Raw genomic sequence first — 21,168 nt, 5'->3', positions numbered from 1 at the left:
GCTTTGTCTATCAGAGCTGGTCATTCACAGACACCACGACGAATGAGACGGTCTACTCGGATCGCGGCAAAGTCAGCAATCCAGGCGATCCGATCACACGCGTAGGGACAGTTGCTGCGGTGCGCGCACCATTCCTTGATATCGACCTCATCCCCGAACTGGGCGCAGGCATCACGCAGGCGGCGCTGAATCAGATCGTCGCCAACCTGACGCCGCTGATCACCGTGCGCAAGGACGGCACTGCACTGACAATCGAAGATGTGCTGGTCATCGACGGTGACACTGTCCGCTTTACCTTTGCCGCTGATGCCTTTGGTGTCGGTGACTATACGGTCAGCTTCAATGCGGATGCCTTTAGCAACAATGGCCTGAGCAACCTCAGCAATGATGATGTGACATTCACCGTTGCCGCACCGCGCATCGAGGTATCGGGTCCGTTGACACCGACACTGGATGGCACCGGCTATACCGTTGATGTCAACGCGCTCAACACGATTGACGCGATCTATGTCAGCTACATCGCACCGGGCGGTGCGGCGCTTGATTACAGCACCATCGATGGTGGCGAGATCACACTGAGCCGTATTGGTGGTGGTCCGTCGATCACTCTGGGCGCGCCAGAGGCAGTATCGCTTCAGATCGTTGATGGTGTTGCGACATATGTCACGTTCTCCGAGACCTATCAGAAGAATTACGCCGATCTGACCGATGCCGAGCTTGCAGCCGAAGGGATCACGGAGTTCCGTTACAACATCACCTCGGCTGATCTGGCAGCGGGTGTCTATCGCCTTTCCTATACGGCGAATGCATGGGCTGATGCGGACGGCAACACACCAGCCGCGCAAGCAACGGTCGATGTTTTCGTCGAAGGCGCGACTGCTGAGCTGATCAACCCTGGCACATCGATTGACGTCGTTGCCCTCAGCGAGCGCGGCTACATCGACGTGACCTTCACGGCCCCAACAAGCGGCACGATCAATGTCCTGTCGATCACGGATGCCGAAGCGGAATTCACGCTGGTTGGCGATGGCGTTGGCACAATCACGGTTGACGATGCGCAAGCGCCGGTCAGCCTTGGTGGGCTCACATATCGCTACTGGACCACAGGCAGCTTTGCAGATGTGAACGATGTGCAGATCGTGGCACTTGATGGTGGCTGGACTGTTACTGATGACACCACAGGCCGCACTGACGACATCTCTGGTCAGGAATACATTGATGTCCGCGTGAGCAACATCACCGGCACATTCGATCCTGACAGTCTGACGAACGCGCAGATCACGCTGACTTATGACGGTGTTGCAATCACCATTGCAGAAAACCGCACTGCTGAGCTGATCTCGGATAGCGGGTCGGAACTGGTTTACCGCTACACGCTGACAGAAGCGCTGGCGGATGGCGCGACGGTCGACAAGCTTGCGCTGGTGGTTAATGCGGTTGATCCGATCACCAACCCTGTTGCTGTCAATGCGACGCTCGCCCTGGTTGTGGTGAGTGATGCAACGGCGTCTGAAGTGATCACCAAGGCCGGACAGCTTGATGACGCGCAGTCCTACTTTGACCTGCAGTTGACTGCCGCGGGTGGTGAGACGCTTCCGACGGCACTGCCGCTTTTGTCAGAAATCAAAGTCAAGGGTGCCAACGCCTCAGCGCTGATGATGCTGGACGGTGATGTCCTGCGTGTCTTCTTTGACGCACCGACCACCACCGGCGATGTGACAGTGACAATCGCGCAGGATGCGCTCGACAACAACCGTGCGCTCAGCCTGGCGTTTGCGGCTGTCGGACCACAGGCCAACATTGTCGATCCATCCGACAGTGACGCGGTGCCTGTGCTGGACCTCAACAACCGCGGCTATGTCGATCTGGCACTTGAGCGTTTTGCCACCGGCACATTGAGCCTTGGTTCGGTGACTGATCTGGCAGCCGAGTTCATGTTCGTTGGTGGCGATATTGTCTTTGACGACACGCAAGCCCCGATCTGGCTGAACCCAGAGGCAACAAGCGGTGACTACATCTTCCGCTTCTGGACAATCGGTGAGTTCACAGCCGGAACCACCATTGAACTGATCGCCGGCAGCTTTGCCACAAACACCGGCACTGTTTCGACCGGTAGCGGTCCAGTCGGTTTCGACAGCAGCACACTGAATATCAGCTACCTCGACGTGGCTTATGAGCCAAATGCGAACAACGACCTGATCCTTGATCTGGATGGCGCCGATGTGGCTGGCAACGAGATTACGCTGGCCGGGTCCGGTCTTGGCACGGCTGCGCTCAACGGCGAGTTCATGGTGCTGGGTGACGGCAATCTGGTCCGCTATTTCATCACCGGCGCCTTCACCAGCGGCACTGTTGATGTCAACTTCGTTGCTGGCAGCTTTGCTTCCGGCACGACAGATGCTGCGGGCGTTGTCACAGAAAACTTCATTAACGATGCCGCAACCCAGAGCTTTGCGACACTCCAGCTTCAGGGAAGCTTGACTGATCCTGTCAATGGCAGCGTGCAGGATGTCGTGACCATCAATAACCGCGGCTTCGTCGATGTGGCCTTCACACCGCCGAGCTATGCCAGCGGCGTCGATATCGACAGCGTGATTGACCTCGCGCCAGAGGTTGTTCTGAGCACGCTCGACGGCACGTCGATTGCGGTCGATGAAACGCAGGCAGCCGTGCATCTGCGGTCCGAGGCCAATGGTGTCGAGGTATTCCGCATCTGGTTCGTCGGTGAATTCGCAGGGTCCGTTGTTGCGAACAATGTGACGGTTGAGTTCATTGGCGGCAGCTTCGACTGGATCGGCACCGACGGTGGCACGATCACCGCGATTGGGGCGACCAACGAGGTCACAGCCAATGCAATCGCTGACGGGGCCAATGTCGTGGTCAACTTCTCGCTCGGCGATACGCAGACACTCGATATCGCGTCTGTCACAGCCAGCGATTTCACCTTTGTCAAAACAGATGGCACGTCGATCACATTCGACAGCATCAGTGCCCGCGGACCCCCGGGGGAATTCTCCTTGGTATTTGCTGCGGCTGATGTCACCTCCGGTGCTATCGCGGCAGGCGATGCTGGCACGCTGAATTTTGCGGCTGGCGCATGGGATTATAACGGTACGGCGAGTGAGGCTCCGGCGAATGTCAGCCTGAGCATCGATACCACCGAAACCGCGTCCTACATCGACGTTAAACTTGAGCCATTGGGCGGCACGATTGACCTGACCACCCTGGATGGCGACGAATTCACATTCTCTGGCACGGGTGCTGGCACAGCCCAGATCAACACCGCGATCGAGGTCATGGACCTTGGCGACAGTGTCTTCCGCTTCTTCCTTGCAGGCGCCTTCACGACTGGCACCGTATCGGTCGATTTTGCTGCGAACGCCTGGGCCGATACTGATGGCAACCTGTCAATTGCCAGCAGCGAGAAGTTCCGCCTGATCGAAGCATTGCAGGATGGAGCCGCGCCACGCGATGGTGAGGCCCAGACCAGCCGCGTCTTCTTTATCGACATCGCCGGTTCGATCACGCTTGAAGTGCCTGGCATCAGCGAACCGCTGCTTGAAATCCGCGGCGAGATTTCCTTCGAGTTCGGTGATTTCGTCAAGGCAGACGGGTCAACGGTCTTCCGCTTCAGCGTCAATGCAGGTGGTACGGTTGACGTCTACAAGCTTGGTAACATCGGATCGGCGGCTGCACGCTTTATCCTTGAAACGAGCGGTGTCTCCGCAACACCGCAGTTCTGGGGTGTGGCCACTGTCCAGACCAACTTCGGCTTCCTTGAGCAATTCGGCGTCTACCTGTCAGGCAGCGCCACATTGCAGGTCAACCTGACCGGCGAAGACAAGGTCGAGACGCTCAAGCTCGAAGGTATCCCAGGTGACCAGATCGGCACAGCGACAGGCACATTGGGACTGAACACCGGTGTCAGCTTCTTCACACCGATTGCCGTCAGCGGCACGGTCAGCACCGCATTTGAAAACGCCGGTGTCACCTTGGGTGGCGACGCGACGATCGAACTGGTCAAAAAGAACGACGGCAAAGGCACATCGCAGTGGCGCGTCACCGACGGGTCCAAGCAATATTTCGTCGATATCGCAAATGGCAACGCCACACTCAGCGCGGAAGACCGCGAATACACGCTGACACGCAATTCTGCCGTCTTTGAAATTCTGGGCTCTCTGAAGCTGGTTGCCCCTGGCGACGATCTGACCGACCCAATCCTTGCGACGCTTGAAGGCGGCTTCTACCTCAAGATTTCCGATGAGCGTTTCGAAGTCTTTGCGATTGCCAATGCCTCTATCGGCGATACTGAAAGCGCAAGCGGTGCTTTGATCTCAGGCCGTGCCGAGGGCCTCTTCATCATCGACTTCATTGATGAAGGCGGTAACGGCGTCGATGACCGCGGTGTCGCGGGCAGCTTTACCCTTGAGCTTTCAGCCGACGCCAATGCCATCGGCAATCTGCCAGAGAATATCTTCAAGCTTGATGCCTCGGTGCGGGTGATCTTCAACACCACGCAGGTCGATCAGGAATTCGAAGTGCCGACCTCGTTCCTGCCGTTCCTGGCTGCCGATGCGCCGTCAACACTGACGATCTATGGCGCGAAGCCAGCATTGGGTCAGGACGAACCGGCACGTAACGCCAAACCTGGCATCTACTTCGTCCTGCGGATCTCCGGTTCGATCACCCTGTTCAATGCGGTGACACTGAACGGCTTCTTCGAGTTCTCGACGTCCGCTGACGAAACACGGATCACCGGTTTTGCCTCAGCCAACATTGATTACATCGGCGCCGTCCAAGGCACGGTTGATCTGCGCCTCCTGACAGTCAGCGGCTCTGAAGGCATTGTCGGTCGTCTGACACTGCTGCGCGTTGCCGGAACACCGGGTGAGATCGCCGGAACCAGCATTCCAAGCCTGAGCATGCGCGCGACGCTTGTCCTTGAAGTCAACAGCTTCGCCACTGGATACATCCTTGATGACACGGTTCTGAACGACGAAGACGTCCTCAGATATGATCTGGGCGAGACCCTGCCTGATGGTGTGACACAGCGCTACGGCCCTGATCCCATCACCGATCTGCCTGGCAATACCGGCATCAAGCTGGGTGATGTGGCGCTTCAGAACGGTCTGACGCTGATCATCAGCGGTGAGCTGATCATCTTTGATGTGATCATTCTGGAAGGCGACTTCTACCTGTCCATTCAGGCCAACCCTGAAGTCGAGCTTACCGCGTCATTCAATGTCAGAGCCACGCTTGTCGGTTTGGCGAGCTTTGACCTGCAAGGCGGTCTGATCCTCGGTGAAGGTGGTCTGGCGATCTATGCCAACATCGCCGTCGACTTCAATCTGGCCAACGCGATCAGGGTCGCAGGGCAGGGGACCTTTGCCCTCTCGACCTTCACGATTGATAAGTCGCTCTTCATTCCTGGCACAGGGGCGCAGACCGTTCTCTCACCAGGTTTCATGTTTGAGATTCAGGGCAGCGCGGACTTCCTCGGGTTTGCGACAGCCTCTGGCCGCGTCTTTATCGAAGTGTCCGCCTCGCGCTTTACCGTGGAATTCGACCTGTCATTCGGCCTTGGTGGCCTGAATGTGGCAGCGCAGGGCGGTCTGACGCTGATTTACAGCGGCAACACAGTGCAGGGCTTTGCACTTCTGCTGAATGTGACGCTTGATGCCAACATTGCGGGTGCCATCGACATCGAGGCCGGTGGCCTGCTGATGATCAACACCACCAGCAACACTGTCACACTCAATGGTCGCGCGATTGCTGAAAAGAGCTTCTCGCTGGTTCTGACTGGCGAAGTCACGTTCCTGAAGGTCCTGACCTTCGATGCCGCCTTCAGTATCATCGTCAGCGGTAACGAATGGCGCGTTGATTTCTCGGCTTCGATGGACTTCTTCGGGATCGCCACAATGAGCGTCTCGGGCTGGTTCGATAACAACGGTTACTTCAACCTCTCGCTCAGAGGTCAGCTTGTTCTGGGCTCCAGCAGCTTCGGCCTGACAGGCAACTTCTCGATTGATGTTGGCTATGAGCCGATCTTGGAAGGCGACACGGTTGTCGGAACGCGTCTCTTTGTCAGCGGTGGCGCGAGCGTCTCTCTCAGAGCCTTCGGCATCAGCTGGGGCACGGTTTCTGTGAACTTCTCCTTCTTTGCCGAAGGGGCAGGCCGCGTGCCGGTCACGATCTCGGCGGATGCAAGCGTCCGGATCAACTTCGGTCTGTTCAAGATTACCTTCCGCGTCAGCATGAGCTTCAACGTGGGCTACATCGAACTGCCGCGTCCGATCTTCCTTGCCGGTAACGAAACAGGTGATCTGCGGCTATTCGGCAGTGGCGCGCTTTATGCCAACGTCGGCACACGAGGCTCCAGCAGGGATCTGGGCACATTCGAGGGCGACGGCACAGGCTTCAACGATGAAAGTTACCAGATCTACGCTCTGGGTGATGGAACCACACAAGGCCAGAAACTGCGCGTTGTTGCCGGTGGCCGTGAGCAAATCTTCGATGACGTGACCTCGTTCGTCTTCGACGGCGGGCAGGGGAATGATTACCTTTACGTCGATCCAACCGTGACTATTCCTGTGACATTCCGTGGTGGCGAAGGCATCGACACGCTGGACTATCAGGGCAGCGGCCTGTTGACCGTCAATGACACGGCAGCCTCGCGGACCGGTTCTGGTGCTGGCGACCAGATCTCCATTGGTGGCAACGCGGCAGCGGGATCGGTGGTCAACGGTTCCGAGGGCAACGACTATATCTTCTCGACCTCAGCCAATGCGATCACGATCAACGCCTTCGGCGGCAATGACGTTGTTGACCACAAAGGCGACGGTGCGGCGATCATCAACGGCGGTGCAGGCAACGACGCCCTGCTGGGCGGTAGCGCTGGCGACACGATCAACGGTGACGGCGGCAATGATGAAATCGATGCACGGGGCGGTGCCAACACGGTCAACGGTGGCACCGGCACCGACCGGATCTGGAGCGCGATGACATATGCCGGTGTCCAGACCTTCGACGGCGGCACGAAGGCTGACAACGATACCGTCATCTTCTACGGCACGGGTGGTGCCGATACGCTGACTGTCTCTGAAAGCGGCAGCATCTTTACCGTTCTGGGCGGCAATACCACAGCGAACATCACCGACGTGAAGATCGTCCAGATCCACACATTGGGCGGTGCCGACAAGGTCACGGTCAACCCGTTTGGTGCAAGCGCGACTGACACGCTCTTTATCGATGATGACCGCGAAGTCGAAACACCAGACACGACCGACGTCACAAACAACCCTGACGGCCCAACAGATACAGCCGCTGATGAGGTAATCATCATCGGCACGAATGCGGCCGACATCTTTACCTTTAGCGACGGTGTGAACGCCGCTGGAAATGCAACCGGCGCAGAAACGCTGCTGAGCGTGACCTTCCAGGGGATTTCCAGCGGTGCAGTCAGCATCACCCGCGAGGACACACGCCGCGCTGATGGCGATGCGCTGACGATCCTGGCTGGCGAAGGCGCTGATCAGATCAATGCCAGCGCGCTGACCGGCGATCTGATGGCCCTCACCCTGAAGGGCGAAGGTGGCAACGACACAATCGTCGGATCGCGCTTTAACGATGTGATTGATGGTGGTGCCGGCAGCGATACGGTCACCGGCGGCGAAGGCTTTGACCAGTTCTTCGAAACCGATGGCATCGCGACGGACAACGACCGCCTGATCGAGACATTTGCTGACGAGGACTTTGGCCTCTTCGAGAACTACCTGCTGGTTGGCAACCTGCTGACTGACGACGGGCTGGCCGGATACGAGACGGCTGCGATTGATGATGATGACGCGATCTTTGCCACAGGTGACGTGTGGTCCACATCAGGCATCGGCGCAGGACAGACGACGGTTGAGGCGCTGAATGGCCTTTACGAGACCATCACGATCAATGGCGGCAGCGGTGATGCGACCTTTGTCGTCAACGATATCGACGGAAAGGTCCGTGTGGGGAACACCCTGCTGAACGTCACTGCCTTTGATGGCGCTGTCACACTGGACAACGGTGCAGGCACCAGCACCGAATTCTACCTGATCAATGCGCCGACCGGATCGAACTTCACTGTGACGATCGCTGACACAGGTGGCACAGACCGTCTGCTTTATGCTGGCGGCGATCTGGCCGACCTTGTGACTGTCACTGAGACCCAGATCACGTCTGAAATCCTTGTTGATGCCGTTGATCCGCTGAACAACGTGGGCGCGGCAACGCTGACGGTCAATTACACCGGCATCGAGGTGATCGAGGTCAACACGGCCAACGGCGCGGATGTCGTCGCAGTGCGCGGCAACGATGTGCCGGTACACATCAACACAGGCGCTGGCTTCGATACGATCAACATCGGTTCCAACGCAGGCATTGAACGCGGTGTCGTCTACACTGGCGGAACGCTCAATAATATTGACGCTCTGATTGATGTTGACGGTTTCGACCGCGTGGTTGGCACAAGCATCGACCGTGGCTTTGATACGCTGAACATCGACGACAGCGCCGACTCCGTCGGCGATACTGGCGTGAACACCATCGGCTTGCAGGATCGTGCCACACCGGAAGGCCGGATGGAGATCAGCGGTTTTGATCTGAGTGTGGCCGGTATCACCTACTTCGCCATCGAGCAGGTCCGCCTTGATCTGGGGAACACGGCGACAGACGTCACGCTCGACAGCACCGGTTTGCAGGATGCCACCACCATCAATTTCAACGGTGGCGCTGACGCGATCGACATCTACACAATCAATGGCCCGCTGACGGTTTCACTGGGCGAAGGCGATGACGCAGCCGTCATTTCCGATCAGGTTGGCAACGCCGACACGGTCAATGGCATTCTCTACGGCCTGCTGAGCATCAGCGGTGATGGCGGCACTGATACGCTTTATGTCAACGACAGCGGCGACAACATCGCTGATGCCAACAATACGCTGAGCGCCACGCAGATCACCGGCTTCGGCATCATGGTCGGGATCGACTACTTCACCTTCGAGGCACTGACACTCGAAACCAGCAACGGTGCAAACGGCATCCACATCATCGACACCCACAGCGGCACGACACTGCTGCGCACAGGCGATGAGAACGTCCCATCAACGCTGGCAATCGCCAGTGACGTGATCAATATCACCGCGATTGGCGGCGATACGCGGATCGAATTGGGGCAGGGCAACGATATTGTGCGCGTCAACTATGACGCCGATGGTCGCCAGACCTTCCTCAACGGTCTGGACAGCGGCGACCCGTCCAATCCGTTCGAACTGATCCTTGATGGCGAAGGCGGTAGCGACTTCTATGAAATCGGTCTGGCCGGATCTGGCACATCGACCGTGATCGTCGCAGATAGCGGCACGGCTAGCTCCGGTATCGACAACATCGAGATCAAAGGCACGAACGAAGACGATCTGTTCCTGTTCCGCGCCAATGCTGAACTGAACGCAGGCATCGTGGCGGCCGTCGCGCTTGACCTCAACGGTGATCCGACGGGCGAAATCGAACGCGTCCAATATGACCGCGCCATTGACGGTGATGTGCGTGTGAACGGCCGTGACGGTGATGATACCTTCGTTCTGGATGACACACTGGCTGGCGTTCTGGTCTTTGGTGACGCTGGCAACGACATCTTCCAGGTAGGTCAGCTCTTTAACTCGCCACGCGATTCAGAGAACCCGTTCAACGGGCTGAGCGGTATCGACTACTACCGCACGGTTCAGGTAACGCTGGGCTTCCTGTCACGTGGCATCAGCGTCAACGCGACGCTGAACGGCGGCATTGGCGAAGACAGCTTCACTGTCTATTCCAACCAGGCGCAGCTCTTCCTCTTCGGTAACGAGGATGACGACAACTTCACCGTTCGGTCCTTCGTGAAGGTTGATCCAAGCGACAGCAACGCGCCATTCACCAACATCAATGGTGGGCAGGGTGCTGACTTTATCGAATACAATGTCAACGCGCCTGTCGTGATCGACGGTGGTGACGGCTTCGACATCCTGACAGTCATCGGCGGTGAATTCGGTGATGACTACGTGATTACGGATGGCGGTGTCTTCGGGGCCGGTCTCTACATCAGCTACACCGGCCTGGAAAAGATCGTTGTCGATGCGCTGCAGGGTAACGATACTTTCTTCATTCAGGGCACATCAGAGGGTGTGGCGCTGGATATCGTCGGCGGCACCGGCTCTGATACATTCAATGTCGGCGGCTCCGATCTGGACGGTGTAACAACGGGCGGTGCCATCACTGTGGTGTCCAACAGCCTGAACGGTCACAGCGGTCTGATCCAGACAACCGTCAGCTCGGATGATCCTTACTTCAACGAGATTTTCGCACAGGACGTCGTGGCATCCGTGGATGACAATGATGAGCCGCAGTTGATCTTCTTCAACGATCTCGATGCGCTGCGCGTCTTCGAGAGCCCGCTGATGGATCAGTCGCTGGTGCTGAACACATACCGGATCGCTCTGACACGCGCCCCTGATGAGGACGTGACAGTCAGCATCACTCCGACAGTTGATACCGAGGGCAACCGTGCGGCTGGTGCGGCGGGCGTCGCCATCAACGGCAGCGCGACAGGCGCGATCCTGACATTCACGGCAGACAACTGGTATATCCCGCAAGAGGTCACGGTCATTGCCATCGACGACACGCTGGCCGAGGGCAAACGTGTCGTGCTGCTGCGCCATAATGTGACCGAAGGGACAGATCAGGCGGACGAAGATCCGTATGATGCGATCGTCACAGCCAATGTTGCGGTCAACGTGATCGACAATGATGTTGCCGAAGTTCTGCTCTTCCCTGTCGATGATTCGTCAGTTGTCGATGTTGCCAATGACAATGTCGTCGGTGAGAGCCTCGTCGCAGCAGGTGACGCGTTCAACGTGGTTCTGAGCCGTGCGCCAACCGGTCCGGTGACAATCAATCTCGACTTTGATGGCAATGTGAGCCTGTCTGATACGACGCTCAGCTTCGACAGTGGCAACTGGAACGAAGCACAGACCGTGACGGTGGCTGCAAACGACGACAACGCGCCAGAGGGTGTGCACTTTGCCCGCATCACGCCGTCGATTGCCGATGACAGCCGCGATGCCTTCCTCGGCATCACGAACGACGACGTGGCACTCGGCATCGCCGCCAATATCAACCGCGACATCGCGCAAGAGCGCACCGCTGACGTGCTTTACACAAGTGTCGATGTGGAAATCTTGCGTGGCACTACGGCTTACGACGATACCTTCATCGAATACTGGTCCGTCACCGTAAATGGCCGCGAATACCGCTTTGGTGTGCCGACTGCGACGGAAGCCGTACCGCCGATCACAATCGACCTTGGCATCTTCGGTATCTTTACCATCGTCAATGGCATCGAGGCCCAGACCATCACAGCCAGCGATATCGCGACACTGCTTGCTGATGCTATCAATGCCGACACACAACAGTCTGTCACCGCACTTGCCGTTGGTGATGTCCTGCGCCTGACAGACAGCGACGGCTTCACCTTGCGGACCTCGCTTGAGACGATCCGCGCCGACCATGGCTTCCTTGTGACACCAGCCGCTGGCGATCTGCAGGTCCAGATCGAGGGCGCGGCCTTCGAGGTCGACGCGTCCGACAACACCGGCGCACCTTTGACTGTCACAGGCGACCGCGCGCCAGAGGTCATCACGTACCTGCTTGAAGACGGTGGCGATGGCGTCAACGTCGGTGAGACATGGCGCATCTCGACCGAGGAAGGCGATGTGATCTACACCGCCAAACTCGACGATACCCTGCAAGAGGTCGTGCTTGGCCTGATCGAAGGCTTTGACAGCACCGACATCTCGGCCTCGCCGCTTTATGCGCTGGCATGGCTGGATCTTGGCACCGAAGGTGATGTGGATATCGAGGCCGGATTTACCTGGCGCATCCTGCTCAACGGCCGCGAAGTCAGCTATACCGCGAATGCAGGCGACATTCTTGACGGTTATGCCGGACCAAACGGTGTCGGTGCCGCCTTCGCTGCCGAAATCAACAAGATCGAAGGTGTCCGTGCATTTGCCGACACCGCGACAGGCCGCATCCTGGTCGCCTTTGATTTCAATGCTGGCGGCTTCAGCTTCTTCGGTCTGTCAGAGATTGCGGACCCTGATCTGGAAACGACAACGGTCATCCTTGATCAGGACAGCGAACTGCCGCCGGTCATCCTTTACACCGGTATCATGCTCTACCGCACGCCTGGCACGTCGTCTGTCCCTGCGGCTGCCGTCGAGATTGCACGTTTTGACAGCTCCACATCGGATGATGTTCTGCGCGGCGCCACGATCTTTGGCAACAACACCGTCTTCAGCACGACACACTGGCAGCGTGCCCTGATCGCCGTGCCGGAAATCACCGGGATCATCGAAGAAGGCGAAGTCTACGCGATCCGTGTCGGCGCAGAGATCACAGTCGGCAACGGCCTCGAATTCACCGACTATGACTACACTGTCGGCGCAAACGGCGAAAACCTGACGCCAAACGTCTTTGATTTCATCGTCTATGACGACGACGCCCCAACCGTAGAGATTGTTGAATCCGGCGGTTCAACTGATGTGGCCGAGCGCGCTGATGGCGACGTGCAGATCACCGATACGTTCGACATCTTCCTGACCGGCGCACCTGCGACTGGCACAACCGTGACCGTCGAGGTCACACCGCTTGAGACACGGACCTACAACTCACAGCTTGCATTCGATGCTGACGCCAACTTTGGCGAGAACGAGCGTGTGCAGGTCCAGATTGCAGCACCTCTTGCGTCGCTGACTGTCGGTGGCACGGCCACAGCAGGTGAAATCTGGTCGATCACCGTCTTCAACAGCGACGCCCTGCGCAGCAGCAGCCAGACAGTGACCCATGTAGTGCAGGTCGGCGAAAGCATTGCCACGATCATCAACAGCCTGCGCAGCAAGCTTGATGAACTGGCAGACTACGCCGCCCTCACCAGTGAGGATGACGCCAACACTATCGACATTTCCTACAGCGGCACCGCAAAAGGCTTCTTCATCGAAGCAAGCATCAGTCCTGATACACGCGGCGCCTTCGATATTCGGACCGTGCAGGACTTCAGCTTCCGTGATGTGCTGGAAATCGAGATGACAGGTATCCCGACAGCCGGTGAGATCTGGTCGCTGACCTATAACGGAACGCTTTACACCCACACCGTTATGGCCGGTGACAGCCTGTCCAACATTGCAGCCAGCTTCGCAGAGCGCATGATTGCCGCCGAAGACCTCAAGACAGCCACAGGGGCACGCGACTACGATATCATCGTGGATGGTCGTACAATCTCGATCACCGCGATTGACCCTGCAACAGCCGTTGCGACCGCATCAGGGTCGATCAACACCCGCTCAAGCGGCGAAATTGGTCTGCGCCAGTATGTGGTCTTTGATGAAACCAACTGGATGACACCGCAGACCATCACAGTTCTCGCGATTGATGATGAAATTCTCGACGGCGGCGATGCACTTGTCTTTGGCGAATTCAACAAGCGCGTAAACTCGATCCGCGGTCCGGTGACATTCTTCGGTGGCCAGTCCAACACAGATACCTCGCTGCAGACCCCGATCCTGCTGCCGGGTGAGATCAACCTGCCGCTGCCAGCCGGCACCATCGACAACATCACCAATGAAGGTGATGGCGTCATACGGATCACCGATTTTGAAACCAGCCATACGAACCGCGACTACGGCGCGCGTCCGGGCTTTGAGCCACGCATCAACGAAGTGGCAGCGATCTACGATATTGCCACCATCAATGGCGAAGATCTCAGTGGCAGGATCGACATTACCAGCGTCAGCCAGGACATCCTGAGCTTCGTTGATGAGAATGGCCTTGATGTCAGCCTCAACGTGAACGGCACCGATGCTGTACTGAATGGCGATGCGCTCTTCTTCGGCACGCCTGGTCAGGCCGATCTGGCCGCGCTGGACTGGCTGCGGGCCTATCTGCAGCTTGACGGCAAGCTGGTCAGCGGCATGTCCATCAGCGTCACGCTGACAAAGACACCTGGCGGCAGTGACAGCCAGACATTCACCGTCACACCAAGCGACGAAGACCTTTATTTCGGACCGATCCTGCGCGATCTGGCCGAGCAGATCCGCCTCGGCGGTCTGTTTGATGCGGTGGCGACCGTGAACCTGCTTGGCGAGACCCGCCTGAGCATTGCGGAGCTCTCTGACGCCGGAAACGGCTTTGATATCTCTGTCTCGATCACTGGCGCACCTGATCTGACAACGACCATCAGCGGTGTTCCTGTCCAGAACCAATACACCAACGCATCCTGGACGCTTGCCGCACTGCAAATCCTGAACACCAGTGTCGGCGAGACATGGGACCTGTCACTCAACGGTGGCGCGGCCAAGTCCGTGACCGTGGCCGATGGTGATATTGCCGAGGTCACAAACGGCCTCGCAGCGCTTCTGGCCAACGCGCTCAAGCCGGTTGTTTCCGGTAGCAGCATCACAGTCGAGGGCATCTTGCCCGAAGACTTCTCGGCCGTTGTCGGTGCGACCTACAGCTACGCACCGGTCAACCTGAACCTGCGTGTCAACGAAGAGACGCAGATCGACACGCTGATCATCTACAACAATGAAAGCCCTGCGGTTGAAGAAGCCGTCCTGACCGACACCCGTCTGACCGGTCTGGGTATGGCAGGTGACACACCAATCGGTGGCGAAGTCTTTGCTGGCGGTCTGACCTACTTTGATATCGAAGTGCTTGATCTGCGCCTTGGCAAGAACACTGACCGTCTGACAATCGAAACGACACACAGCGGCACGACCCTGATCGATACCGCTGGCGGCGATGATGAAATCACGGTCAAGACCACAAACGGCCATCTGTTCCTGACAACAGGCGAAGGTGATGACCGGATCGATATCGGCTCTGACCAGTCGCTTGTTGACCAGATCACTGGTCTGATCACCATCGATATGGGCGGCGATGCCGGTGATACCCTCAACGTCAATGACGCTGGTGACACCAACGACAATATCATCAACGTCAGCGAAGACCGCATCACCGGCATGGATATGCCGCTGGTCTCTGAAATCCAGCTGATCAGCGTCCGCGCTGTCGGCGGCACGTTCACACTCACCGATGGTGTGAACGTCTCTGCCGCGATTAGCGTTCTTGATGGCACCCAGACCGCCGCTGAAAGCGCCAAGGCCGCGATTGACGCACTGCTTGGAACGGATGCGACTGTCACTGTCACCCGCGAAGGCAGCACGACCGTCTTCCGTGTCGAGTTTGCAGGCAAAGATGTGGGTCTCGATATCACTGACCTGATCGTCGGTGACACAACAGGACTCTTGGGCGATGCGCAGACCAGCGTCGAGGTTCTGGTGTCCGAATTGCGCAAAGGTGCCACGAGCATTGATCTGAACAACGTCTACAAGGTTGATATCAATGCGACAGGCGGCACATTCGTTCTGATCTTCGATCTTGCTGATGGCACAACCGTCCAGACGGACCCGATTGCATGGAATGCCACGACGACCGAACTGGCCGCTGCACTTGAGCCGGTTCTGAACCCGAACAATGCCTTCCCGTTCCTGCCATACACTGACAACTTTGCAGTGATCCGTCAGGGCGACACGATCTTCGTGACCCTGCAGGGTCAGCTCAGAGAGGCAACAGCGCGGGTAGATACGCGCGGTCTGACAGGTGAGGTGCGCAACATCACCTATGCCATCGATAGCGTCACCGCTGGCGAAGGCTTTGCTGTCATCACCACAGATCTTGCGACAGCGTCGCTCAAGTCAGGCACAGCCGACACTGTGTTCGTCGTCTTTGCCCTTGCAACCGATACGGCCGCGACAATCGCCGCCAAGCTCGCCGCGCAAATCAACGCAGCGCAAGGGCCGATGATCAGCGCAACCGCCGACGCGGAAGGCAATCTGACAATCACCAGCCGGTCCGGAGAGCGCATTTCGGTCGCAGCCTCAACCAATCTTGTGAATGTGTCCTCCTCCGATCTGGCGGTCATCAACTCCGCACAGGACGGCATTGCCTATCAGGGCGTCAGCATCCTGAATATCTATGCCGGGGCCGGCGATGACGTGCTGAACGTCACCGGCACATCCGCAAACACACTCATTGAACTGGGTGACGGCAATGAACGTATCTTCGTCGGCTCGACCGCCGCTTACGGGCTTGGCGATGCGCCGCTGTTCCTTGAGGGTCATCTCAATGACATCAACGGTGTGCTCGACATCGTGGCAGGCGCTGGCCGCCATGTGCTGATGATCTCTGACGAGGCCGCGATTGCCGGTGATGGCACCGCCGACGCACCTGTCGTCATCACAGATGACCGGGCCGCTGCGCTGGATGCCATCGACCTGCGTGAAGGTGATCGCGAGATCGCCGCCGACAATGAAATCTACATTGTGGGTCTGGCACCTGCTGCCATCACCTTTGGCGCCGACGGCGGTGATTTCTTTGACGGGATCACCATCTGGACCGGCTTTGGCGACGACACAATCCTGATCGACGGCACCAGCAAGCGCGATGATGCCGGTGACTTCGTGACGTGGACGACGCTGAACACCGGACTTGGCGACGATACGGTGACAGTTGACCTTGATAGCAACGACGGTCTGCTGATCCTCAACGCACAAGGGCCTTACGAAGATCTGTTCAAGTTTGGCGACTTCGACACGGTTGATGCGTCCACAACCAGCATTGATCTGATTATCTTTGGTGGTCAGGACCGTGACATCATCACCGGCGGCACGGCAGACGATATCATCTTCGGCGATCGAGGTTTCGTGGCCTTCATCAGCGAAATCGGCGGCGAGCGTATTATCTCTGCGGTGGGTTCTGGTGTTGCCGACATGAACGTGGGCTACGGCCAGACCTATCATCCGACAGCCGCGCTCTCGACCGGCCAGCTGATCCGTATCAGCACCATTGTCTATGCCAACGGTGACGTGGATGAGCTTTACGGTCTGTCCGGCGAAGACATCATCCTTGGTGGTGAGGCTGGTGACACGATCACCGACACCACCGACAGCGGTATCCTGATTGGTGACTACGCCTTCATCGACTTCCACAATGTGACGCTGGACGACGCACTGAAAGGTCTGGTCAACCGGATCGAAACGCGTGCCTACGGCCTTGGCGGTGCGGATACGATCACCGGCACTCCATCCAACGATATCGTTATCGGTGGCGAGCAGGGCGATATCATTGTCACCCGCGGCGGAGATGACATTGTCATCGGTGACGCCGGTTACATCGACTACATCACCATCGACAATGATCCGACAGACCTTGATGAAATCGGCGCTGTCCGGTCCGGCTATGACGGTGATGACGTGATTGATGCAGGTGCGGGCGCCGATATGATCATCGGCGGCAACAGCACCACGCAGGACACGATCCAAGCCGGTGATGGCGACAACGTCGTCATTGGTGATCTTGGTGTGATCACCGGCAAAGATACCGGCCCAGGTCAGGATGGCGGCTTGCCACTGACACTTGATGTTGTCCGCTCGATTGCGCAGGGCTTTGGCGGCACAGACATCATCACTCATGGCACAGGCGAGGATGTGATCATCGGTGGCACAGGCGCTGATGAAGTCATCGCGACATCTGGCGAGGCTGGCCGCGATATCATCTTCGGTGACGGCGGTATTGTCAGCTTCCGCGATGCACAGTCCAACGGCAGCAATGTCACCGACCTGATTATGAGCTATCAGCCGCGCGTCGGTGACGCCGATATCATCGCTGCAGGCGATGGCGGAGACATTGTGATCGGCGGCGCGGGTGCAGATGAAATCACTGTTGGAGATGGCGACAGCATCGTGGCCGGTGACGCCGTTATCGTGACCGGCGCTGACTCCGGTCTGATTGATCCTGATCAGGCTCTGATCACGCTGACGTCTATCGCAACAATCGCACCAACCATCGGTGCAGGCGACCTGATCAACATTGGCGACGGCTTCGGTGTCGTAATTGGCGGTCTTGGCACTGACGAAATCACCAAAGGCGACGGTGACGCGATCATCATCGGCGACAATGGTCGCATCCTGACCAATACCGAGGCGAGCCGCTCTGATCCGCATATCCTGCTGGTCGAGACGACCACACCCGAGCTTGGTGCCTTTGACATCATCACGACGGGTGCGGGCGATGACATCATCATCGGCGGGGCCGGTGGCGACATCATCAACGCAAGCCATGGCGACAACATCGTCATGGGTGGCGGCGCGCTGATTACGGGTCGCGATGTCTATCCGACAGACGGACAACTGATCCAGATCACGCTTGAACAGATCACACCTGTTGCACCTGAGCTTGGCGATGATGACGACACGATCACCACGGGTCTTGGCCGTGACATCGTCATGGGTGGTGCTGGTGCCGATACGATTGTGACAAATGACGGCGCAGGCACAGACGGCGATGATGTGGTTGTCGGCGATCACGCCCTGATGCGCTTTGCCATCTCTAAGGGTGTCGAAATTCCAGTCGAGATTTCCTCGACCGATCCGCTCAACGGCGATGGCGATGAAATCACCACCGGCACCGGCCGCGATATCATCATTGGCGGCACTGGCGGAGACATCATCAACGCCGGCGCAGGCAATGATCTTGTGTTCGGTGATTATGCGACGATCAGCGGTCTGATCCGTGTGGAGGACCTGCCGCTTGGACCGGGTCGCGTGTTTGATTACAGCTCCATCTTCGTGACAAACGCTGATCTGGGTGGCGACGACACGATCACAGCAGGCAGCGGTGATGACGTTGTGCTTGGCCAGACTGGTAACGACACGATCTTCGGCGGCGCGGGTGATGACGATATCATCGGCGGTCACAACGTCGCGCAAGATGCCGCTGGCAACCTTGCCAATGACGGGGACGACCGGATTGACGCCGGTGCTGGCGATGATGTGGTGCTTGGCGACAGCGGCACGATCTACCGGACGTTCTCGCTCGATGATCCACGGATGCGCGCACTTGAAGACGGCCTGATCTACGGCGTGACACCGGGTGTGAACGATGGGGAAGCCTTGATCACTGACAGCATCATGCGCAACCCAGATGGCACCGCGCAGCGTGTGATCGTCATCTACAACCACAGTGAAACAGCCGATCCGCTGGGTTACGGCGACGACTATATCGCCGGTGGTGCGGACGATGACATGATCTTCGGCCAGATGGGCAACGACACGATCCAGGGTGACGGCACAACCGACTTCGCCGACGAACGGATACTGTCTGAAAGCCGCGACCTTCTGACAAACCTGCAAACCCTTGTCCCATCTGCGGATGATTGGGCAGGCGTGGGCACCGACGGTGACGACTACATCGAAGGCAACGGCGGAAATGACCTAATCTTCGGTAACCTTGGTCAGGATGATATTGTCGGTGGTTCCAGCAGCCTCTTTGAGGGTCTCTCCGGTGACGTCAGCAACCGTCCGGATGGCGATGACGTGATCTTCGGCGGATCCGGCACAGCGATCGCCCGCAACGACGCCGGTGACGAAAGCGACGAAGGCCATGCCCGCGATGCCGATACAATCGCCGGTGACAATGCCAACATCTACCGTCTGGTCGGCACCAACGATACCGACAGCGGCGCATACCTCACCTTCAACTATGACACCTACAGCGGCACGTTGCGGATCATCCCGCGCGCGGTTGAACTGCTGGATTACACCGAAGGCGGTATTGATATTGATGCCTTCGCCAGCCTGAAGGATCGCGGCGGCGCAGATGAAATCCGCGGTGAGGCCGGTGACGACACGATCTACGGCCAGCGCGGCAACGATGTGCTCTATGGTGATGGCCAGTCAGATGATCTGATCGGCGGGACTGGCCACGACTGGATTTCTGGCGGCACGGGCAGTGACGGTGTGATCGGTGACGATGGCCGCATCATGACAAGCCGCAACAGCACCGAATTCGGCGAACCGCTCAACGGTGTCGCAGCGCTTGATGCAGTCGATGTCCTGCTGACCACTGATGAGTTCGACGCGGTGCGCGCCGTGCTCTACTTCGACAACCTGCTGGTCAAGCGGGTCAACCTGACACCGTTCAGCACCAACCCGAATGATCCAAGCGACCGCGACTGGAACGCATCAGAGGCCAACGACATCATCTTTGGTGGCCTGGGCGATGATTACCTGCATGGTGGTGTCGGCGACGACGCGATCTCCGGTGCGGAAGCCCTGCCATATAGCGAGACACCGCGCGCCATGAACGGCCAGATCATCAGCTACGATACGCCGATCAATACCGGTGACGCTGTGGGCTATAACGGTGCCGCTCAGGAAGGCACGCCACTGATGTCCTTCTTCGATCCATCCAACCCACGTGGTGAGCTGCGTGTTGGCGACGATCCGTTCTTCCTCAACTTCGATCCAACCGAAGGGCCAGTGTCCGGTGTCTCCGAGAACGGTTTGACCAGTGACGGTGACGACAAGATCTTTGGCGGGATCGGCAATGACGCCATCGTTGGCGGCACAGGTCGTGACCAGATGTATGGCGGCTATGGCGATGACTTCATCAGCGCTGACGATGACACTACCGGAAACAACAACCGCTCAGACGATGACATCTCTTACGAGGACTTTGCATTCGGCGGCGCCGGTGAGGATATCCTGATTGCCAACAATGTCGGTGACCGCCTGATCGACTGGGCTGGCGAGTTCAACAGCTACTACACACCATTCCAGTCTGTTGGCGAACCCACAGTCATCAACGACTACTCGCTGGGTCTGGTGCAGTATATCTATGCGCTCGGGACCAACGACGGGATCGACCCGACCCGCGCGGACGATACCGCCTTCGAGGGTGTCTTGGACGGTCTGCCTGCCATCTACGAGCTCGGCGAACCGTTCGGCGAGTTGGGTATCGTGGTGTCCTCCGATACCAGCGAATATAGCGAACAGTTCGGCCAGAACCGTTACCCGGGCCGTGGCGGCGCGATCGACGGTGCCGAAACACCACGGATTGCCCCAATTCCGGACGGCGACCGCCTGTTGGCCTCGCCAACCGGCAACTTTGGCTGACTTCGCCTGATTTGAAGACCGCGCGCCTTGCCAACCTGTGAGGCGCGTTGCAATGTGCCAGTGGGAACACTCAACTCTACGCTGGTGACAC

The 21,168-nt window shown here is 58.0% G+C and carries 1 protein-coding gene; it reads left to right on the top strand.

The window, feature by feature from the left end; genetic code table 11:
* The first annotated feature begins 119 nt into the window (after positions 1-119).
* Positions 120-21,077 carry a calcium-binding protein gene (locus BM316_RS16775; protein WP_207493738.1) on the top strand — a complete coding sequence of 6,986 codons (20,958 nt, stop codon included), beginning with the start codon at positions 120-122 and terminating at the stop codon, positions 21,075-21,077.
* Positions 21,078-21,168: the final 91 nt, after the last annotated feature.

Origin of the sequence: Yoonia litorea (assembly GCF_900114675.1) — a bacterium.
Classification (GTDB): domain Bacteria; phylum Pseudomonadota; class Alphaproteobacteria; order Rhodobacterales; family Rhodobacteraceae; genus Yoonia; species Yoonia litorea.
Note: the sequence above shows the minus strand (reverse complement) of the source record. Positions and strands in the feature narration are given on the sequence as shown.